The sequence below is a fragment of the Burkholderia sp. Ap-955 genome (assembly GCF_011753045.1).
Taxonomy (GTDB): domain Bacteria; phylum Pseudomonadota; class Gammaproteobacteria; order Burkholderiales; family Burkholderiaceae; genus Burkholderia; species Burkholderia lata_D.
The window spans coordinates 34,038-54,024 of the sequence record NZ_VWWH01000048.1; the positions used below are offsets into that span (position 1 = coordinate 34,038).

17 protein-coding genes are annotated in these 19,987 nt (G+C 67.2%); 9 read left to right on the forward strand and 8 right to left on the reverse strand.

Translation table 11 applies throughout. The features are described from left to right. Nucleotides 1-68: 68 nt before the first annotated feature. The 3 genes from F3J15_RS23180 to rsmD form a co-directional block, all read right to left on the reverse strand. Nucleotides 69-335, reverse strand: a complete 267-nt coding sequence (locus F3J15_RS23180) for a YfhL family 4Fe-4S dicluster ferredoxin (RefSeq protein ID WP_069248899.1) — start codon at nt 333-335, stop codon at nt 69-71. 59 nt (nt 336-394) lie between these two features. Further along, nucleotides 395-892 carry a pantetheine-phosphate adenylyltransferase gene (coaD, locus tag F3J15_RS23185; RefSeq protein WP_039346084.1) on the reverse strand — a complete coding sequence of 166 codons (498 nt, stop codon included), beginning with the start codon at nt 890-892 and terminating at the stop codon, nt 395-397. A gap of 111 nt (nt 893-1,003) precedes the next feature. Continuing rightward, nucleotides 1,004-1,618 (reverse strand): 16S rRNA (guanine(966)-N(2))-methyltransferase RsmD, encoded by a 615-nt coding sequence (gene rsmD, locus F3J15_RS23190; RefSeq protein ID WP_089446450.1) that lies wholly within the window; start codon nt 1,616-1,618, stop codon nt 1,004-1,006. 215 nt (nt 1,619-1,833) lie between these two features. On the opposite strand from rsmD, the gene ftsY reads away from it, so the two are divergent. After that, nucleotides 1,834-2,988: a signal recognition particle-docking protein FtsY gene (ftsY, locus tag F3J15_RS23195; RefSeq protein ID WP_166894277.1), complete on the forward strand. Its 1,155-nt coding sequence runs from the start codon at nt 1,834-1,836 to the stop codon at nt 2,986-2,988. Between the two features lie 80 nt (nt 2,989-3,068). Here the strand turns inward: ftsY and maiA are convergent, their stop codons facing one another. Beyond that, the gene (maiA, locus tag F3J15_RS23200; protein WP_166894279.1) at nt 3,069-3,713 is read right to left on the reverse strand and encodes a maleylacetoacetate isomerase; all 645 of its coding nucleotides are present in this window, start codon (nt 3,711-3,713) and stop codon (nt 3,069-3,071) included. Nucleotides 3,714-3,906: 193 nt separating this feature from the next. Here maiA and ybiB point away from each other — a divergent pair, with 193 nt between their 5' ends. Further along, nucleotides 3,907-4,881, forward strand: a complete 975-nt coding sequence (gene ybiB / locus F3J15_RS23205; protein WP_166894281.1) for a DNA-binding protein YbiB — start codon at nt 3,907-3,909, stop codon at nt 4,879-4,881. Nucleotides 4,882-5,261: 380 nt separating this feature from the next. Beyond that, nucleotides 5,262-6,908, forward strand: a complete 1,647-nt coding sequence (gene leuA, locus F3J15_RS23210; RefSeq protein WP_069248903.1) for a 2-isopropylmalate synthase — start codon at nt 5,262-5,264, stop codon at nt 6,906-6,908. A 143-nt stretch (nt 6,909-7,051) separates the two neighbouring features. On the opposite strand, the gene F3J15_RS23215 is transcribed toward leuA, so the two are convergent. Beyond that, complete coding sequence (locus tag F3J15_RS23215) at nt 7,052-7,435, reverse strand: nuclear transport factor 2 family protein (RefSeq protein WP_069248904.1); 384 nt, start codon at nt 7,433-7,435, stop codon at nt 7,052-7,054. 45 nt (nt 7,436-7,480) lie between these two features. Then, nucleotides 7,481-8,050 carry a lipid A 3-O-deacylase PagL gene (pagL, locus tag F3J15_RS23220; RefSeq protein ID WP_089446454.1) on the reverse strand — a complete coding sequence of 190 codons (570 nt, stop codon included), beginning with the start codon at nt 8,048-8,050 and terminating at the stop codon, nt 7,481-7,483. Between the two features lie 360 nt (nt 8,051-8,410). Between pagL and rpoH the strand changes: the two genes are divergently transcribed. From rpoH to F3J15_RS23250, 6 genes are all read left to right on the forward strand, one after another. After that, complete coding sequence (gene rpoH / locus F3J15_RS23225; RefSeq protein WP_069248906.1) at nt 8,411-9,346, forward strand: RNA polymerase sigma factor RpoH; 936 nt, start codon at nt 8,411-8,413, stop codon at nt 9,344-9,346. 361 nt (nt 9,347-9,707) lie between these two features. Further along, the gene (gene cydP / locus F3J15_RS23230) at nt 9,708-9,992 is read left to right on the forward strand and encodes a cytochrome oxidase putative small subunit CydP (protein WP_174937878.1); all 285 of its coding nucleotides are present in this window, start codon (nt 9,708-9,710) and stop codon (nt 9,990-9,992) included. Next, complete coding sequence (locus F3J15_RS23235; RefSeq protein ID WP_166894283.1) at nt 9,982-11,562, forward strand: cytochrome ubiquinol oxidase subunit I; 1,581 nt, start codon at nt 9,982-9,984, stop codon at nt 11,560-11,562. Before cydP ends, F3J15_RS23235 begins: the two co-directional genes overlap by 11 nt. A 31-nt stretch (nt 11,563-11,593) precedes the next feature. Then, a complete protein-coding gene (cydB, locus tag F3J15_RS23240; RefSeq protein ID WP_089484613.1) occupies nt 11,594-12,730 on the forward strand; it encodes a cytochrome d ubiquinol oxidase subunit II in 1,137 nt (378 codons plus the stop codon). Between the two features lie 62 nt (nt 12,731-12,792). Then, nucleotides 12,793-12,915 (forward strand): cytochrome bd-I oxidase subunit CydX, encoded by a 123-nt coding sequence (gene cydX, locus F3J15_RS23245; protein ID WP_006477761.1) that lies wholly within the window; start codon nt 12,793-12,795, stop codon nt 12,913-12,915. Nucleotides 12,916-13,502: 587 nt separating this feature from the next. Further along, nucleotides 13,503-15,989, forward strand: a complete 2,487-nt coding sequence (locus tag F3J15_RS23250; protein WP_166894285.1) for a family 20 glycosylhydrolase — start codon at nt 13,503-13,505, stop codon at nt 15,987-15,989. A 165-nt stretch (nt 15,990-16,154) separates the two neighbouring features. Here F3J15_RS23250 and nagE read toward each other — a convergent pair whose 3' ends face one another. After that, complete coding sequence (gene nagE / locus F3J15_RS23255; protein WP_069248910.1) at nt 16,155-17,924, reverse strand: N-acetylglucosamine-specific PTS transporter subunit IIBC; 1,770 nt, start codon at nt 17,922-17,924, stop codon at nt 16,155-16,157. A gap of 87 nt (nt 17,925-18,011) precedes the next feature. Then, on the reverse strand, nt 18,012-19,987 hold a 1,976-nt coding region (ptsP, locus tag F3J15_RS23260), incomplete at its 5' end, for a phosphoenolpyruvate--protein phosphotransferase (RefSeq protein WP_166894286.1).

The following is a 19,987-nucleotide window of genomic DNA, read 5'->3' on the forward strand; positions in this document are numbered from 1 at the left end:
CCGGGCGGCACCGATCCGGATGCGTGACGGGCGTGCCGAAGGACTCGAGCGCGCGCGTCACCGCTGGGTCACGACGCGTCGTCGCCCTTTTCGGCGGTCAACGCGTGATACTTCTCCATCAATTGCGCGTGCGATTCGTCATGCTGCGGATCGCGCGGAATGCATTCGACCGGACACACCTGCTGGCACTGCGGTTCGTCGAAATGGCCGACGCACTCGGTGCACTTGTTCGGGTCGATCACGTAGATGTCCGGGCCCATCGAAATCGCGCCGTTCGGGCACTCGGGCTCGCACACGTCGCAATTGATGCACTCGTCGGTAATCATCAAAGCCATACTGATCTCACTTCTTCAGGCCGGCGGCCGGCTTCGCAACGAAACCGGCCGCCGCCGCATTACGCGGCAGGGCCTCCTATCGCAGCGACTTTCTCGGTCAGCCACTTCTCGACGGACGGGAACACGAACTTGCTGACATCGCCGCCCAATTGCGCGATTTCACGCACGATCGTCCCCGAGATGAACTGGTACTGATCGGACGGCGTCATGAACATCGTCTCGACGTCGGGCAGCAGGTAGCGGTTCATCCCCGCCATCTGGAACTCATATTCGAAATCGGACACGGCGCGCAGGCCGCGCACGATCACGCGCGCATTGTTGGTGCGGACGAAATCCTTCAGGAGGCCGGTGAAACTCATCACCTTCACGTTCGGATAATGGCCGAGCACCTCGTTCGCAATCGTCAGACGTTCCTCGAGCGAGAAAAACGGCTTTTTCGCGCGGCTGTCGGCCACACCGACCACCAGCGTATCAAAAATGCTCGACGCACGCCGCACGAGGTCTTCGTGCCCGCGCGTCAGCGGATCGAACGTACCGGGATACACGGCGACTACCATGTCGCTCCTCCTGTCATCACGCAAACGGGATGGCAGCCGTGCGATGCGCACGCCGCTGCCGAGATGGGCATACGTCGCCTTTGCGGCGCGCCGCCTCGTATGGAACGCGCATTATTCATCATTTTCGCGCCGCAGCAAATGATAGTGAACCGCACCGGCCTTGCCGTGCTTCACGACCTCCCAGCCGGCGAGCGCTTCGTGCGCGGCCGGATCGAGCTCCGCCCCCGTCTCGACGTACAGCGCGCCGCCGGCCGCGACGAGCGGCGCCGCCAGCGCAATCGCGCGCTCGAGCGCGGCCTGATCGTCGAACGGCGGATCGAGAAACACGACGTCGAACGCGCCCGGCGTGAGCCCGGCCGCGAGCCGCAGCGCGTCCGCCTCCGCGACCTCGACCGCACGCGCGCCGAGCTTGTCCTTGATCGCACGCAGCTGCTGCGCCGCGCGCGGATGGCGCTCGACCATCACGACGCTCGCCGCGCCGCGCGACGCGGCCTCGAAACCGAGCGCACCGGTGCCTGCGAACAGGTCGAGGCAACGCCGGCCTTCGAGATCCTGGCCGAGCCAGTTGAACAGCGTCTCGCGCACGCGATCGGGCGTCGGCCGCAGGCCGTCGAGATCGAGCACCGCGAGCGGCGTGCGTTTCCAGTCACCGCCGATGATGCGGATCGTGTGCGGCTTGCCGCGACCAGAAGGGGCCGCCGGGCGGCCAGGAGAGGAACGGGACATACGGAATATCGACGACGGAGGGACCGGGTGCGCGCGGGGGCGCACCGCTAAACAGGCGCACGTTACCACAGCGGCGATGCGCACTGGCGCGAGCGCCACGCCGCACTGATAAAATGCACGGTTTCGGCCGCCGTGCGCCGCGCCCGCGCGAACGCAGAACGGCCCCTCCGGTGCCCGCCCCTGGCGGCGGCGCGCCCTCTTCCCGACGTCAGACCATGTTCAGCTTCTTCAAACGATTCAAGAAAACGCAGGAGCCCGATCCGGCGGAATCGCAATCGGCCGACGCGCAGCAAACGGACGACCCGTCCGAAGCGCCCGCGGTCGAGGCCCCGCCCGCGGCCGACGTGCCGCAAGCGCCCGCGCAACCGGCCGCGCCGGCCGTCGTGATGACGGTCACGCCGACCAACGACGGCCGCGACGAAGTCGTCGAGACGGTCGAAATCGTCCCGCCGCCGCTGCAGGACGCCACCGCGAAGAAATCGTGGCTCGCGCGCCTGAAAACGGGGCTCGCCAAGACGGGCTCGAGCATCACCGGCGTGTTCGTCAACACGAAGATCGACGAGGATCTGTACGAGGAGCTCGAAACCGCGCTGCTGATGTCCGACGCGGGCGTCGACGCGACCGAGTACCTGCTCGGCGCGCTGCGCGAAAAGGTGCGCACGGGCCGCCTGACCGACCCGCAGCAGGTGAAATCCGCGCTGCACGACCTGCTCGTCGAGCTGCTGACGCCGCTCGAGAAATCGCTGATGCTCGGCCGCGCGCAGCCGCTCGTGATGATGATCACCGGCGTGAACGGTGCGGGCAAGACGACCAGCATCGGCAAGCTCGCGAAGCACCTGCAGAGCTTCGACCAGTCGGTGCTGCTGGCCGCGGGCGACACGTTCCGCGCGGCCGCGCGCGAACAGCTGGCGGTCTGGGGCGAGCGCAACAACGTGACGGTCGTGCAGCAGGAAAGCGGCGATCCGGCCGCGGTGATCTTCGACGCGGTCAGCGCCGCGCGCGCGCGCAAGATCGACGTGATGATGGCCGACACGGCCGGCCGCCTGCCGACGCAGCTCCACCTGATGGAAGAGCTGAAGAAGGTGAAGCGCGTGATCTCGAAGGCACACGACGGCGCGCCGCACGAAGTGCTGCTGGTGATCGACGCGAACACCGGCCAGAACGCGCTCACGCAGGTCAAGGCATTCGACGACGCGCTCGGCCTCACCGGCCTCATCGTCACGAAGCTCGACGGCACCGCGAAGGGCGGGATTCTCGCCGCGATCGCGCGGCAGCGCCCGGTGCCGGTCTACTTCATCGGCGTCGGCGAGAAGGTCGAGGATCTGCAGCCGTTCAGCGCGGTCGAATTCGCGGACGCGCTGCTCGGCTGAACACCGCCGGTACGCATCGCACAGGGCGCCTTCGGGCGCCCTTTTTCATGCGCGCCCCCGTCACCAAGGGCGCGCTCCGCTCATTCGGCGTCGGGCTGCGCGCCGGGCTCGGCAGCCTTGAACGCATCGAACGTCGACGCATGGTCGACGATCCGCTGGATCGTCGGATAGCGTGTCGTGTCGATCGAGAAGCGGTTCGCGTTGAACACCTGCGGCACGAGGCACACGTCGGCGAGCGTCGGCGTATCGCCGAAGCACAGCTTGCCGGTGCGCGGATCGCTCGCGAGACGCGTCTCGAGCGTCTCGAAACCGGCCTCGATCCAGTGCCGGTACCACGCGTTCTTCGCCTCTTCAGGCACCTTCAGCGTGTGCTTCAGGTACTTCAACACGCGCAGGTTGTTGAGCGGATGGATTTCGCACGCGATCTGCAGCGCGACCGCGCGCACATATGCGCGATCGACCGGCTGCTGCGGCAGCAGCGCCGGTTCCGGATGGGTTTCCTCGAGATATTCGATGATCGCGAGCGACTGCTGCAGCGTCGCGTCGCCGTCGGTCAGCGTCGGCACGACCGCATCCGGATTCAGCGCGCGGTACGCGTCCTTCAGTTGCTCGCCGCCGTCGCGCAGCATGTGCACGGGGACATAGTCGAACGGCAGCTGCTTCAGGTTCAGGGCGATCCGCACGCGGTACGACGCGGAACTGCGGAAATAGCTGTAAAGCTTCATGGGATGTCTCTCGTAGTCGTATTCGGCCGGCGACGGCACGGGCGCGGCGCAGCCGGCGCGCACCGCCGGGAATCAGAGTGTAGCGCGCCGCGCTGCACGGCCTCGCTTGGCGCCGGCCGCACCCATGCGATACTCGGGGCATTCCTCACCGCTCACTGCGCGGCCCGATGCCGGCCGCCCGCCCCACGCCCCGATGACCGCTTCCCACGATTCCGCCGCCGTTCCGTTCCCGTGCGCCCGCTTCATCAAGGAAATCGGCCGCGGCCCGCACGGCGCACGCGCGCTGTCCGCCGAGGACACGTTCGAGCTCTATCGCGCCATGCTCGACGCGCGCGTGTCGGACGTCGAACTCGGCGCAATCCTGATCGCCTATCGGCTGAAGGGCGAATCCGCCGACGAGCTGGCCGCGATGCTCGCCGCCGCGCAGGCGTCGTTCGAGCCGGTGCACGTGCAGGATGCCGCGTTCCGCCCCGTGTCGATCCCGAGCTACAACGGCGCGCGCAAGCAGCCGAACCTCGTGCCGCTGCTCGCGCTGCTGCTCGCGCGCGAAGGCGTGCCGGTGCTCGTGCATGGCGTCGAGCAGGATCCGGGCCGCGTGACGAGCGCCGAGATCTTCTCGGCGTTGTCGCTCGCGCCGTCGGCGTCGCACGATGCAATCGAGGACATGCTCGCCGAGCGCCGCGTCGCGTTCGCGTCGATCGAGGTGCTGGCGCCGCGCATCGCACACCTGCTGTCGATGCGCAGCGTGCTCGGCGTGCGCAACTCGACGCACACGCTCGTGAAGATCCTGCAGCCGTTCGCGCCGGCCGGCCTGCGGCTCGTCAACTACACGCACCCGCCGTACCGCGACAGCCTGGCGCAATTGTTCCGCGATCATCCGGACGCCGCGCTCGGCGGCGCGCTGCTGGCACGCGGCACCGAGGGCGAGGCCGTTGCCGACACGCGGCGCCAGGTGCAGGTCGACTGGCTGCACGACGGCGTGTGCGACACGCTGATCGACGCAGAACGCTCGTCGACCGATGCGCCCCCTGTCGCCCTGCCCGAATCGCGCGACGCGGCCACGACGGCCGCGTGGACCGACGCCGTGTTGCGCGGCGAAGTGCCGGTGCCCGACACGGTCGCCCGGCAGGTCGCGACGATCGTGCAGATCGCCCGCATCGCACGCTGAAGGCACGCTCGCGAACCGGCCCCGCTTGCGGGGCATTTGACACGCGAGCGCATCCTGGCATAGAGTTGCCCTCATGCGTTCCTTTCCGAACACCCTCCGAATTACCTCCGGCCGCCTAGCGCGGCCGCTATCGCTACGACTAGCCTAAGGCTTTCGTAGCGCCGTGTGCTGTCCGCACGGTCCCTCCCAGCAGTTCCTCGCAGCACCCCTCTCGTAGTTTTTACAACCCGAAGTCGTCAGCATTCGTCCGTCTATCCGTCGGCCGACTCGCGAAGATCATCCGCATCCGCAGCGCGTTCACGTGCCGCGGAGCGAGGCAGCGCCAACCGTCGCCCATGCCGCCCGTCTTCGCTCGCGACTTGAGACCCGAGGTCCAGAAGATGCAGCGCAATCCGCAAGACAAGTACCGTCCGTTCGAGCCCGTCCGCCTCAATGGCCGCAAATGGCCGTCGCGCACCATCGAGCGCGCGCCCGTCTGGATGAGCACCGACCTGCGCGACGGCAACCAGTCGCTGATCGAGCCGATGAGCATCGAGCAGAAGCTCGAGTTCTTCGAGATGCTGGTCGCGATCGGGTTCAAGGAGATCGAAGTCGGTTTTCCGTCGGCGTCGCAAACCGACTTCGATTTCGTCCGCAAGCTGATCGACGACAAGCGGATTCCCGACGACGTGACGATCGAAGTGCTCGTGCAGGCGCGCGAGGACCTGATCGCCCGCACGTTCGATGCGCTCGAAGGCGTGCCGCGCGCGATCGTGCACCTGTACAACGCGGTGTGCCCGTCGTTCCGCCGCATCGTGTTCGGGATGTCGAAGGCCGATGTGAAGGCGCTCGCGATCGACGGCACGCGCATCATCAAGGAACACGCCGCCGCGCGCCCCGACACGCAGTGGACCTTCCAGTACTCGCCGGAAACCTTCAGCATGACCGAGCTGACGTTCGCGCGCGAAATCTGCGACGCGGTCGCGCAGACGTGGCGTCCGACCCGCGATCACAAGATGATCGTCAACCTGCCGGCCACCGTCGAAGCCGCGAGCCCGAACGTGTTCGCCGACCAGATCGAGTGGATGGACCGCAACCTCGCGTACCGCGACAGCATCGTGTTGTCCGTGCATCCGCACAACGATCGCGGCACCGCGGTCGCGGCGGCCGAACTCGCGCTGCTCGCGGGCGCCGACCGCATCGAGGGCTGCCTGTTCGGCAATGGCGAACGCACCGGCAACGTCGATCTCGTCACGCTCGCGCTGAACCTCTACACGCAGGGCATCGATCCGGGCCTCGATTTCTCCGACATCGACGCGGTGCGCCGCGTCGTCGAACGCTGCAACCAGATTCCCGTGCATCCGCGCCATCCGTACGCGGGCGACCTCGTGTTCACCGCGTTCTCGGGCTCGCACCAGGACGCGATCCGCAAGGGCTTCGCGCAGCAGCGCCCCGATGCGGCCTGGGAAGTGCCGTACCTGCCGATCGACCCGGCCGACCTCGGCCGCAGCTATGACGCGGTGATCCGCGTGAACAGCCAGTCGGGCAAGGGCGGCGCGACGTTCCTGCTCGAACGCGGGATGGGTTTCACGCCGACGCGCCGCGTGCAGATCGAATTCAGCCATGCGGTGCAGACGCTCGCCGACGCGTCCGGCGAGGAAGTGACGGGCGACGCGATCTGCGCGCTGTTCGCGCGCGAATTCTTCGACACCGACGGGCCGGCCGCGCGACACGGCAACGGCGCGCGCTGGCAGAACCGCGAGATCGCGGCAGCGCCCGCCGCAGATACGACGCCCGACGAGGCCGTGCGACGTTTTGCCGCGGCATTCGCGGCGGCCGCCGGCGCGGCGATCGACGTCGCATCGTGCGAACACGCACGCACGGCGGATGGACGGATCGCGGTATCGGTCGGCTGCCGGGTCGGCGATGCGCCGCTGCGGCACGGCGTCGGCCTGCACGCCGATGCGGCGAGCGCCGCGCGCGATGCGGTCGTCAGCGCGATCAACCGCTCGGCCTGGCACTGCGCGGATCGCCGCGCGGCGGCCTGAGCGACAGGTTCCGTTTCAGGGTTCAAACGTCAGCGAGCGGGGCGTGACCGCCCGTGCGCCGCGCGATCCGCGCCGCACGAGGCAGCAAAAAACGGCCCAGAAGGCCGCTTCGGTCGGGACATGAAAAGGAGCGCCACGCGCGCTCATGTCTCGGTCGCGCACCGCGTCGCCTGCCACGCGAACAGGCTCCAGCGGCCCTGCTGGTGGGTGTGGACGGAGGTATAGGCAATCGGGAAGACCAGGCCGCCGTTGTTCGTTTCCATCTCGATCAACGCGCGCCCGGTGACGACGCAGGTTTCATCGCCGACGGGCAGCACGTCCTGCGACTGGATTTCGATCTGGCGATAGCGGCGGCGGCCGGCGACGATGGCGTCGATGAACTGCTGCTTGGTTTCGCGTTTGCCGTTGGTGTGTACGAAGAACACCTTGTCCGACAAAAGCGTGTCGAGCGCCTCGCCGTCCCCGTCCACCATCGCCCGGAACCGATCGCGCTCGAGCGCGCGGATCGCATCGACCACCTTCGCCATCGCCTGACTCCTCGGCAACGCGCACGCCGTGCGCGGGCGTGCGGATCAGAAGTTGTACTGCAAGTAGAACTGGTGGAAATTTATACCAGGATTCGGCTCTTTGATACCCGCGTTAGACACATGTTCAAAACGGTAGCCGACCTGATACTGTTGCCGTTGGCCGAACTGCACGCCCACGCCCCCCGTCGGCGCGAACTGGAACGCGGTCCCCAACGAGAAGTGATCCGAGATCGTCGGGTGCGTCAGCAGCCTGACGCCGCCGCCGGCCTCGATGAACGGACGGATCTCCCCGGCGCTCTTGATGAAGCGGAACATCGGCGTCACGCCGAATTCGCCGATGCTGCTGTGGACGTTCCCGCCCGTGTGCCAGTAGCCGGCGTGCCCTTCCACGACGAACGCGAAGTGCCAGCCGCCGATTTCCCACCAGTTCCAGCCCGGATCCCACACCACGCCGAGATCGGCCTTGTCGACGCCGCGGCGATCCGAAAAACCGCCGCCCGCCTGAATCCCCCATCGATCCGCGCACGCCGCACCCGATCCGCCCAGAAGTGACGCCGCCAGCAGCGCGTGCAGCGCAAGCCGGCTGCGGGGCCGGCGATTCTTCTTATTGTTCATCTGACACTCCAACTTTGTGGGTTGAATGGAGCCTGCCGCTTCGGCCGGCTCAAGCGAACTGAATGGTATGGTAAAGGACTTTTCGGATAGGCATCACAAAGCGAAATGGCTTCCTTCCGAAACGACAAAAATTGAAATCGTCTACTGATTGCCATCAGAAACAACGGCTTACGGAACTTCGCTTCGTCCGCTCTGTCGCAGAATAGACTATCGACTCGACTTGCTCGATAGAAAAAGTGGGAACTCCGATGCCCACGCTTGCTCTAAGGAATTAGCACTCGGTTTCCGGGAGTGCTAAGATGGCTCCCGGAATCTCATCCGAGACCGGGGGTTTGTCCCTGATTCCAAAGGAGTTTTTTAGTGAGCAACGCCCTGACCCTCCCGAACACCCTGAGCCCCACGCCGGCCAAGGCCGCATCGGCAGGCTCGCTGGCGCTCGCAGCCCAATCGATGTTGCCCGGCCAGCTTGGCAACATCGACGCGTATATCCAGGCCGTCAATCGCATTCCGCTGCTGACGCCGGAAGAGGAACGCCAGTACGCGACCGAATTCCGCGAAAGCAACAACCTCGACTCGGCACGCCGCCTCGTGCTGTCGCACCTGCGACTCGTCGTGTCGATCTCGCGCAACTATCTCGGCTACGGCCTGCCGCACGGCGACCTGATCCAGGAGGGCAACATCGGCCTGATGAAGGCCGTGAAGCGCTTCGATCCGGCCCAGAACGTGCGTCTCGTGTCGTACGCGATCCACTGGATCAAGGCCGAGATTCACGAGTACATCCTGCGCAACTGGCGCACGGTGAAGGTCGCGACGACGAAGGCGCAGCGCAAGCTGTTCTTCAACCTGCGCAGCCACAAGAAGGGCCTGCAGGCGATGACGCCCGAGGAAATCGACGGCCTCGCGAAGGAACTCAACGTCAAGCGCGAAGACGTGACCGAAATGGAAACGCGCCTGTCGGGCGGCGACATCGCGCTCGAAGGGCAGGTCGAGGACGGCGAGGAATCGTACGCGCCGATCGCCTACCTGGCCGACTCGCACAACGAACCGACCGCCGTGCTGGCCGCGCGTCAGCGCGACACGCTGCAGACGGACGGCATCGCGCAGGCACTCGGCGCACTCGACGCGCGCAGCCGACGCATCATCGAGGCGCGCTGGCTGCACGTCGACGACGACGGCTCGGGCGGCTCGACGCTGCACGATCTGGCTGCCGAGTTCGGTGTGTCGGCGGAACGCATCCGCCAGATCGAAGCGAGCGCGATGAAAAAGATGCGCACTGCCCTCGCCGAATACGCATAAATCGCTGCGATTTAGAGCGCCTCATCAAAAACCGCTGCCCGACCGGCAGCGGTTTTTTTTCGCCTGTCTTTTCCGTTGCTTTTCATTCGCTTCTTCGCTCGCTTTTCGGCTCGTTTCAGTGCGGATTAATTGACCTGATTCGTCAGGTAATAGGCCGTTTGGGGGCACCTTCCGCATAACCTTGATCTGCCTCAAGTTTCGGCCCGCGTTTCGCGACGGTCTGCCGCAGCGCAGCACTCGGCATCGGAAAGCCGTCCTTTTAAAATTGGCATGTCAGGCGCAAAAGGATTAAAACAGCTTCACGGCCGTCATAAATCCGACGTAAAGTCGCCCCAAATCAGACTTAAATCGATTCAGGATAATCGCCTTGATCTCGATCAATAAAGAGCCTGCGCCGCCTCCGCCGCGGCCGGCCGGCACGATCGGCTGGCGCGCGCGCATCGCCGCGTGGGCACGCGGCCCGACCCTCGCCCGCGACATCACCCTGGTGCTGATCGTCAAGCTGATCCTCCTGATGTCGCTCAAATACGCATTCTTCAATCATCCGCAGGCCGAGCACATGTCGTTGCCGCCTGCCGCCGTCGCCGAGAAGCTGCTCTCGGTACCGGCGCCTGCATCTACCGAGGGAGACCACCATGATAAGTAGTGAAGTCGTCGATCTGTCACGTCTGCAGTTCGGCATCACGGCGCTCTACCACTTCCTGTTCGTGCCGCTGACGCTCGGCCTGTCCTGGCTGCTCGTCATCATGGAAGCGGTGTACGTGATGACCGGCAAACAGGTCTACAAGGACATGACCCAGTTCTGGGGCAAGCTGTTCGGGATCAACTTCGCGATGGGCGTGACGACCGGCATCACGCTCGAATTCCAGTTCGGCACGAACTGGTCGTACTACTCGCACTATGTCGGCGACATCTTCGGCGTGCCGCTCGCGGTAGAAGGCCTGATGGCGTTCTTCCTCGAATCGACGTTCGTCGGCCTGTTCTTCTTCGGCTGGAACCGCCTGTCGAAGGTCAAGCACCTGATGGTCACGTTCCTCGTCGCGCTCGGCTCGAACCTGTCCGCGCTGTGGATCCTCGTCGCGAACGGCTGGATGAACAACCCGGTCGGCGCCGAGTTCAACTACCAGACGATGCGCATGGAGATGACGAGCCTGTTCGACGTGCTCTTCAACCCGGTCGCGCAGGTGAAGTTCGTGCACACGGTGTCGGCCGGCTATGTGTCGGCGGCGATGTTCGTGCTCGGCGTGTCGTCGTGGTACCTGTTGAAGAAGCGCGACGTCGACTTCGCGCTGCGCTCGTTCGCGGTCGCGGCCGGCTTCGGCCTCGCGGCGACGCTCTGCGTGATCGTGCTCGGCGACGAATCGGGCTATACGACCGGCGAAGTGCAGAAGATGAAGCTCGCCGCGATCGAATCCGAATGGGAAACGCAGCCGGCACCCGCATCGTTCACGCTGATCGGCATTCCGAACCAGGAAGAACAGCGCACCGACTATGCGATCAAGATCCCGTATGCGCTCGGCCTGATCGCGACACGCTCGATCGACGAACCGGTAATCGGCCTGCGTGAACTCGCGAAGCACAGCGAGGAGCACATCCAGAGCGGGATGGTCGCGTACGGCGCGCTGCAGAAGATCAAGCAGGGCGACACGAGCGACGCGACCCGCGCGCTGTTCGACCAGCACAAGCAGTACCTCGGCTACGGGCTGATGCTCAAGCAGTTCACGCCGAACGTGGTCGATGCGACGCCCGAGCAGATCAAGGCCGCCGCGAAGAAGACGATCCCGCCGGTCGCGCCCGTGTTCTTCTCGTTCCGGATCATGGTGTTCCTCGGCTTCCTCTTCGTCGCGACGTTCGTTGCCGCATTCTGGTTCTGCGCGCGCCGCGAACTGCTGCAGGACAACCGCCGCTGGTTCCTCCGCTATGCGGTGTGGGCAATCCCGCTGCCGTGGATCGCGATCGAATTCGGCTGGATCGTCGCCGAGCTCGGCCGCCAGCCGTGGACGATCGCCGGCGTGCTGCCGACGCACCTGTCCGCGTCGAGCCTGCAGCCGAGCGACCTGTACCTGAGTCTCGCGGGCTTCATCCTGTTCTATACCGCGCTGTTCGTCATCGAGATCAAGCTGATGTTCAAGTACGCGCGCCTCGGCCCGTCGTCGCTGCATACCGGCCGCTATCACCACGAACTCGCCGCCGCCGGCGAGCGGGCCGCAGTCTGAGCACGCCCTCGCAACCGAACAAGGAATCGCTATGGACTATGCAACTCTCAAGCTGATCTGGTGGCTGCTCGTCGGCGTGCTGCTGATCGGCTTCGCCGTCACCGACGGCTTCGACATGGGCGCGACCGCGCTGCTGCCGTTCCTCGGCAAGACCGACGAGGAACGCCGCATCATCGTCAACACCGTCGGCGCGACGTGGGAAGGCAACCAGGTGTGGCTGATCACGGCCGGCGGCGCGATGTTCGCGGCCTGGCCGCTCGTCTACGCGGCGTCGTTCTCCGGCTTCTACTTCGCGATGCTGCTCGTGCTGTTCGCGTTGTTCTTCCGGCCGGTGGGCTTCGACTATCGCAGCAAGCGGCCCGACCCGCGCTGGCGCGCGGGCTGGGACTGGGGCCTGTTCGTCGGCGGCTTCGTGCCGGCGCTCGTGTTCGGCGTCGCGTTCGGCAACCTGCTGCAAGGCGTGCCGTTCAAGTTCGACAGCGACCTGCGCGTGACCTACTACGGCGGCTTCTGGGCGCTGCTGAACCCGTTCGCGCTGCTGTGCGGGCTCGTCAGCCTCACGATGCTCGTCGCGCACGGTGCGGCCTTCATCAAGATGAAGACGGAAGGGGTGATCGCGCGCCGCGCGTCGGTCGCGCTGCGCGTGGCGTCGTTCCTCGCGGTCGTGCTGTTCGTGCTGGCCGGCGTGCTGGTCGCGTCGACCATCGGCGGCTTCCACATCACGCACGCCGCGCCGACCGATACGGTCGCGAACCCGCTGCTCAAGGACGTCGCCGCCGGCTCGGGCCTGTGGCTCGCGAACTACGGCGAATTCCCGTGGATGATCGCGGCGCCCGTCGTCGCGATCGCGGGTGGCCTGATCGCGCTGCTGCTCGCAGGCTCGAAGCAGGAGAAGACGGCGTTCTTCTGCACGGGCCTGATGATCACCGGCGTGATCCTCACCGCCGGCTTCTCGATGTTCCCGTTCATCATGCCGTCGTCGCTCGACCCGCGCAGCAGCCTGACCGTGTGGGATTCGACGTCGAGCCACATGACGTTGCAGGTGATGCTGTTCGCGGTGATCGTGTTCCTGCCGATCGTCCTGCTCTACACGAGCTGGGTATATCGCGTGATGCGCGGCAAGGTCACGCGCGACGTGCTCGAAGAGAACAAGCATTCGATGTATTGAAGCTTTGAACCGGGCCGGGGCGCACACGCGCCCTCGCCCACCGTTTCGCAAGGAGTCGGATCATGTGGTATTTCAGCTGGATTCTCGGTATCGGCGTCGCACTGTCGTTCGGCATCGTCAATGCGATGTGGCTCGAAGCGCGGCAGAAGACGCAGGAAGCGCCCGTGCGTGCGCGTCGCGACTGACGCGCATGGCCGGTCATGCGGCCGCCGTCCGTAAGGAACCTCGCCTCGCGCGAGGTTTTTTTTCGCCCCGGGCCGGCCGGACAGGCCCGTCACACCGATGCCAATTTAGCGCCAGATTGATACCACTTGAATACCAATAAAAGGTTTCATAAGATCTTTGGACACGGCCGCTGACAGGCCGAATCCTTCTGGGTGGGGGAGACATGCGAATCCCGTATGTGGCGCGCGCTTGCGCGCCATTTCGCCGTCGGCGTGCGGCGGCCGGTTGCGCGGCGTCGGCGAGCGCTGCCGTCATCGACCGCGCAGGTCGCGCGCGCGCCTTTGCCAACGGGCACGCCGTCACGGCATCAACATCAGCAGCAGCCGCTGCCGTGCGCCGCCGATGAAGACGCGTACCCGTCCGCGCCGATCCGACCGGCACGCCTGCCCGCCACCCGTTCCGTAACGCACGCGCCCGCGTGCCGACTTCGCGCGGGGCAGCCGCATCGCCCGCGCACCCTGTTGTCCCCGCAGCTCCGTTGAAAGACCCGCTCGCAGCGACGTCATCCCGTGACGCCGCTACGCCCCCTTTTGTCTCAGGAGTCCGCATGAACCGAACCTTGTCCACCCTGTTTGCCGGCCTGCTGGTCGCGGCACTGTCGCCGGTCGCGCTCGGCGCGCTGCCAGCGTCGAGCAGCGCGGCGGTCGCGACGGCCGGCGCCGTCCGTCCACCCGTGCCGCCGGCCGATCTCGCGGCGCGGTTGTCGAACGGCCTCGCATTGCGCGTCGCCGTCGACAACAATCATGCCGCCGCGGCCGGCGTGCCGTGCGCCGATCTCGGCGCCGACGGCGCGGCCTGCGCGACCGGTCGCCTGATCCTGCAGAACCGCGGCCACCAGGCGATCGCCGACGGCGGCTGGAAGCTCTACCTGCACAGCATCCGCCGCCTGCTGCGGATCGACCGCCCCGGCTTCGCGCTGCGGCGGCTCACCGGCGACCTGTACGAACTGACGCCGCAACCGGGCTCGGTGCGGCTGGCACCGGGCGAGCGCATCGAGTTGCCCTTCGTCGCCGAATACTGGCTGCTGCGCTACAGCGACGTGATCCCGCGCCCGTACGTGGTCGTCGACGGCGCGCCGCCCGCCGTGCTCCGCTACAACGACACCGACGACGAGCTCCGCTACGTCGAATCGCTGCCGGCCGACGCGCAGAACAACTCGACCGGCAATGCGCCGCCCGTGGCCGCACGGCCCGATGCGAGCCGCGCGCTGCCGAGCGTGAAGCGCGAGCAGCCGCTGCCCGGCACGCTCGACCTGCGCGGCGTCGAGCTCGCGCTGCCGAACCTGCCCGACGCGCAGGTCGCGGCACTGCGCGAACGCGCAAGCACACTCGGGCTCGACGGCGCACGCGTGCCGGTATGGGGTGTGGTTGCGCCGCGCCGACTGCCGGCCGACATCGCGACGCCGGGCGGTTACCGGCTCGCGATCGGGCCGCGCGGTGCGTTCATCGAGGCGTACGATCGCGCCGGCCTCTACTACGGTGTGCAGACGCTGTACTCGCTCGCGCCCGTTGGCGGCGGCCCGATCCCGGCGATGCTCGTCGAGGATGCGCCGCGCTTCACGCATCGCGGGATGCACGTCGATCTCGCGCGCAACTTCAAGCATCCGGCGACGCTGCGCCGCCTGATCGACCAGATGAGCGCGTACAAGCTCAATCGCCTGCACCTGCATCTGTCCGACGACGAGGGCTGGCGCATCGAGATTCCCGGCCTGCCCGAACTGACCGAGATCGGCTCGCGCCGCTGCCACGATCCGAGCGAGACGCGCTGCCTGCTGCCGCAGCTCGGCTCCGGCCCGGACAACCGCTCGGGCGGCGGCTACCTGACGCGTGACGATTACGTGTCGCTGGTGCGCTACGCGGCCGCGCATTTCGTCGAGATCATCCCCGAGATCGACATGCCCGCGCATGCGCGCGCCGCCGTCGTGACGATGGAGGCACGTTACAAGCGGCTGCATGCGGCCGGCCGCGAGCAGGAAGCGAACGCGTACCGGCTGCTCGATCCGCAGGACACGTCGAACCTGACGACGGTGCAGTTCTACGACCGGCGCAGCGACCTGAACCCGTGCGTGCCGGGCGCGCTCAATTTCGCGTCGAAGGTGATCCGCGAGATCGCGGCGATGCATGCGGACGCGCAGGCGCCGCTGCACATCTGGCACTACGGCGGTGACGAGGCGAAGAACATCTTCCTCGGCGGGGGCTTCCAGCCGCTGAACGGCACCGATCCGAACAAGGGGCGCATCGACCTCGCCGCGCAGGACAAGCCGTGGGCGCGTTCGCCCGCGTGCACGGCGCTGCTCCAGCGTGGCGAGATCAAGTCGATCGACGAGCTGCCGACGCGTTTCGCGCAACAGGTGAGTGCAGCGGTCAGCGCGAACGGGATCGACACGATGGCCGCGTGGCAGGACGGCATCAAGCATGCGAACGGGCCGCAGGACTTCAGCACGCGCCACGTGATGGTGTCGCTGTGGGACACGATCTTCTGGGGCGCATCGGACAGCGCGCGCGACCTGAGCGGCAAGGGCTACCAGACGGTGCTCGCGCTGCCCGACTACCTGTACTTCGACTTCCCGTACACGCTCAATCCGCGCGAGCGCGGCTACTACTGGGGCTCGCACGCGACCGACGAGTACAAGGTGTTTTCGTTCGCGCCGGAGAACCTGCCGCAGAACGCCGAGGTGATGGGCGACCGTGACGGCAACCCGTTCGAGGTGACAGGCACGGGCCCCGCGCCGCGCATCGAAGGCATGCAGGGCCAGGCGTGGGGCGAGGTGATGCGCAACGACACCTTCCTCGAATACATGGCCTACCCGCGGCTGCTCGCGCTCGCCGAGCGCGCATGGCACCGGGCCGACTGGGAGTTGCCGTATGCGGCCGGCGTGCGCTTCAGGCGCGGCGACACGCATCACGTCGACATCGCCGCGCTGCAGCGCGACTGGGCCGGCTTCGCGACGCTGCTCACGCAACGCGAATTGCCGAAGCTCGACCGGGCCGGCGTCGGCTACCGGAAGCCGACCTTCACGCTGACGAATCCGTGACCGGCTGAGCGGTTGCAGGGCTGAGCGACGGCGCGACGCAGGCGAACGCATCGCGCCATCGCCCGCACCCAAGAAAAACGGCTTGCGACGCATCGCAAGCCGTTTTCGTTTTGCCGGCCAGCCCGAAACCGCAGCGCGGATCGGATCGGCTTCATCGCATCAGCATCAGGCCGGTTGTGCGGCCGCCCCGCTGCCCGACGGCGGCAGGCGCGCGCCGAGCTGTTCGGCATAGCGTGCCGCCGCGTTGCCGCAGACGATGTGGAACGTGTCGAGCGACACCCACGCGACGTCGAGCGCACCGAGACGATCGCGATCGACCGCCGACGGATCGCGCACGACCACACGCAGGCGCGTGGTCGCGACCGCGTCGAGCGACACGACGTTGGTCGCACCGCCGAACACCGCGAGCCAGCGCGTCGGCTCCGGATCGAGCGGGCCGGCGGCCGCGCCCGTGACGGGCTGTGCCGCGGCGGCCGTCGCCGTCGATGCTGCGCCTGCCGCGCCGCTGCCGATGGCGGCACGCATCTCGTCGGCGATGATGTCGGCCTCGGGCCCGATGATCACCTGCACACTGTTGCCGCCGCGCTTGAGCACGCCGCGCGCGCCGATCGACTTCAGTTCCGGCTCCGACACCTTCTCCGGATCGACGACGGTCAGGCGCAGGCGCGTCGTGCACGCGTCGACGACCGACAGGTTGCCTGCCCCGCCGAGTGCGGCGATGTAGCGTTGCGCACGCGGCGCCGCAGCCGTCGCGGCAGCACCTGCAGCCGGCGCGACGAAGCCGCCCGATGCGTACGATTCCGCGGCCGCGTCGGCCGATGCCGGCTCACGGCCCGGCGTGGCCATGTTGAACTTGCGGATGAAGAAGCGGAACAGCCCGTAGTACGCGGCGCCGTACGCGATGCCGAGCGGAATCGCGATCCAGCCCTTCGTCGACAGCCCGTAGTTCAGCACGTAGTCGATCGCGCCGGCCGAGAACGTGAAGCCGAGCTTCACGCCGAGGATCTGGCAGATCGCGAGCGACAGCCCCGTCAGCACCGCGTGGATCACGTACAGCACCGGTGCGAGGAACATGAAGCTGAATTCGATCGGCTCGGTCACGCCGGTCAGGAACGACGTGAGCGCCATCGAGAACAGCAGGCCGCCGACCATCGCGCGGCGTTCCTTCGGCGCTTCGTGCAGCATCGCGAGGCACGCGGCCGGCAGGCCGAACATCATGATCGGGAAGAAGCCGGCCATGAAGGTGCCCGCGGTCGGGTCGCCCGCGAAGAAGCGGTGCAGGTCGCCGTGCACGATCTCGCCGCCGGCGGGCGGCGTGAAGTTGCCGAACACGAACCATGCGAGCGAGTTGATGATGTGATGCAGGCCCGTGACGAGCAGCAGGCGGTTCAGGAAGCCGAACACGAACGCACCGATCGCGCCCGCCGTCGTCAGCCACTGGCCGGCCGCGTCGATCAGATGCTGGACCGGCTGCCATACGTACCCGAACGCGATGCCGAGTATCACGCAGACCAGGCCCGTGATGATCGGCACGAACCGTTTGCCGCCGAAGAACGCGAGGTAGTCCGGCAGCTTGATGTCCTTATAGCGGTTGTACAGCAGGCCCGCGACCACACCCGCGATGATCCCGGACAGCACGCCCATGTTCAGCTTGGGATCGATGTCCTTCATGATCGCGGTTTCGATCAGGTAGCCGATCGCGCCCGCGAGCGCAGCCACGCCGTTGTTGTCCTTCGCGAAACCGACCGCCACGCCGATCGCGAACAGCAGCGGCAGGTTGTCGAAGATCGCACCGCCGGCGTCGGCGATCATCTTGATGTTGAACACGTCCGGCTGGCCGAGTCGCAGCAGGATGCCGGCGACCGGCAATACCGCGATCGGCAGCATCAGCGCCCGGCCTAGACCCTGTATTTTCAGAAACGGATTCCCGTTCATTCAGTCCTCCAATCCTTGTCTCGTCGTTAATCGTCGTTGACCTAATTGCTTTCGTCTTGAAACCGGTCGCGAACCTGCCGTCGACGCTCAGTCGAGCGGCCAGACCTCGCGGCTTGCTGCCCTTACCGCCTGTGCCGAATCGAGCGCGAGCAGATCCTGCGCGCGCTGACGGCACAACTGGTAATCGAGACGGCGCACACGCGCCTTGATGCCCGGCACCGATACGGGGTCGACCGACAGCTCGGTCACGCCGAGGCCCACCAGGACCGGCACCGCAAGCGGATCGCCGCCGAGTGCGCCGCACACGCCCACCCACTTGCCGTGCTTCGCGGCGCCGCGCACCGCGATGTCGATCAGGCGCAGCACCGCCGGATGCAGGCCGTCGGATTGCGCTGCCAGGTCGGCCTGGCAGCGGTCCATCGCGAGCGTGTACTGCGTCAGGTCGTTCGTGCCGATCGACAGGAAATCCGCGTGCTGCGCAAGCTGGTCGGCCAGCAGCGCGGCCGACGGCACCTCGATCATCACGCCGACCTCGATCGGTTCGGTGCGGCCCTGCGCGCGCGCGAATTCGTCGATGCGCTTTTTCAGCCGCACGAGCTCGCCCGCGTCGGTCACCATCGGCAGCAGGATGCGCACCGCGCCGAACGGCTTCACTGCGAGCAGGCCCTGCAGCTGATCGTCGAGCAGATCGGGGCGCACCTGCGCGAGACGGATGCCGCGCAGCCCGAGCGCCGGGTTCGGTTCGGGCGGCAGCGTCAGGTAGTCGACTTCCTTGTCGGCGCCGACGTCGAGCGTGCGGATGATCGCCGTGCGGCCCTGCAATGCGTCGACGATCGACTGGTAGCTCTGCTGGTGTTCGACGACCGTCGGCGCGGCCTGGCGATGGATGAACATCAGCTCGGTGCGCAGCAGGCCGACCGCGTCGGCGCCGTTGTCGACCGCGGTGTTCGCATCGTCGAGCGTCGCGATGTTCGCGGCCACCTCGATCGCGCGACCGTCGACCGTCGCGGCCGCCTCGCCGGCCAGTTGCCGGTTCGCCTCGCGCACGCCGTCCAGGCGCTGGCGTTCGTGCCGCGCGCGCTCGACGTCGAGCGCGGTCGGGGCGTGTTCGAGCCGGCCCGCGCTCGCATCGACGACGACCTGCGTGCCGTCCGGAATCGCGTACAGCGCATCGCCGACCGCGACCAGCGCCGGAATGCCGAGCTGCCGCGCGATGATCGCCGCGTGCGACGTCGCGCCGCCGCGCGCCATCACGAGCGCGGTCACGCGCTGGCGATCGAGCGACGACAGGTCGGACGGCGTGAATTCCTCGGCCGCGAGCACCGCTTCATCGGGCAGTGCACGCGCGGCACCGTTCGTATGGCCGAGCGCACGCAGCACGCGCTTCTCGATGTCGCGCAGGTCGGCCGCGCGTTCGGCGAGCAGTGCATCGTCGAGCTTCGACAGCGTGTCGATCTGCGTGCGGATCGTCGCGCGCCAGGCGAAGCCCGCGCTCTTGCCGAGGCTGATCAGGTCGCGCGCCGCGTCGATCAGCGTCGGGTCTTCCAGCAGCACGCGGTGCACCGCGAAGATGCCCGCTTCGCCGACCGCGCCGCGCGCCGATGCGTTGCGCACCGTTTCGTCGAGTTCGGCGTCGACGGCCTTCAGTGCCTGGTCGAGCTGGCGGCTTTCCGTGGCCGGCGTGCCGGCGGCCTGCTCGGGCGGCACGATTTCCGCATCGTCGAGACGCACCAGCGTGCCGACCGCGATGCCGGGCGCCGCGCATACGCCCGCAAGCGTGTTGGGGTCGATGGGGGCACCGACGTTGCGCGCGACCGTCTGCGGCGCGGGCGACCTCAGCCGCGCCGGTTGCTCCTCGACTTCGCCGTGCGCTTCGCGCAGCAGCTCGTGCTCGACCGCATCGACGGCCTGCTGCGCGTGCGCGCCACGGCCGACCAGTTCGACCGTCGCGCCTTCGCCGGCGCCGAGGCCGAGCAGGCCGACGACGCTCGCGATCGACGCCTTGCGGCCGTCGAACAGCACGTCGACGGTCGCGTCGAACCCGCGCACGGCTTCGCGCGCCC

What these genes read in the sequence shown, in the direction of transcription:
- ybiB (WP_166894281.1), top strand. Translation starts at nt 3,907, where the DNA reads ATGACCGCTTCCCACGATTCCGCCGCCGTTCCGTTCCCGTGCGCCCGC.
- pagL (WP_089446454.1), bottom strand. Translation starts at nt 8,050, where the DNA reads ATGAACAATAAGAAGAATCGCCGGCCCCGCAGCCGGCTTGCGCTGCAC.
- F3J15_RS23215 (WP_069248904.1), bottom strand. Translation starts at nt 7,435, where the DNA reads ATGGCGAAGGTGGTCGATGCGATCCGCGCGCTCGAGCGCGATCGGTTC.
- F3J15_RS23235 (WP_166894283.1), top strand. Translation starts at nt 9,982, where the DNA reads ATGATAAGTAGTGAAGTCGTCGATCTGTCACGTCTGCAGTTCGGCATC.
- maiA (WP_166894279.1), bottom strand. Translation starts at nt 3,713, where the DNA reads ATGAAGCTTTACAGCTATTTCCGCAGTTCCGCGTCGTACCGCGTGCGG.
- rsmD (WP_089446450.1), bottom strand. Translation starts at nt 1,618, where the DNA reads ATGTCCCGTTCCTCTCCTGGCCGCCCGGCGGCCCCTTCTGGTCGCGGC.
- cydX (WP_006477761.1), top strand. Translation starts at nt 12,793, where the DNA reads ATGTGGTATTTCAGCTGGATTCTCGGTATCGGCGTCGCACTGTCGTTC.
- nagE (WP_069248910.1), bottom strand. Translation starts at nt 17,924, where the DNA reads ATGAACGGGAATCCGTTTCTGAAAATACAGGGTCTAGGCCGGGCGCTG.
- coaD (WP_039346084.1), bottom strand. Translation starts at nt 892, where the DNA reads ATGGTAGTCGCCGTGTATCCCGGTACGTTCGATCCGCTGACGCGCGGG.
- ftsY (WP_166894277.1), top strand. Translation starts at nt 1,834, where the DNA reads ATGTTCAGCTTCTTCAAACGATTCAAGAAAACGCAGGAGCCCGATCCG.
- F3J15_RS23180 (WP_069248899.1), bottom strand. Translation starts at nt 335, where the DNA reads ATGGCTTTGATGATTACCGACGAGTGCATCAATTGCGACGTGTGCGAG.
- leuA (WP_069248903.1), top strand. Translation starts at nt 5,262, where the DNA reads ATGCAGCGCAATCCGCAAGACAAGTACCGTCCGTTCGAGCCCGTCCGC.
- F3J15_RS23250 (WP_166894285.1), top strand. Translation starts at nt 13,503, where the DNA reads ATGAACCGAACCTTGTCCACCCTGTTTGCCGGCCTGCTGGTCGCGGCA.
- cydB (WP_089484613.1), top strand. Translation starts at nt 11,594, where the DNA reads ATGGACTATGCAACTCTCAAGCTGATCTGGTGGCTGCTCGTCGGCGTG.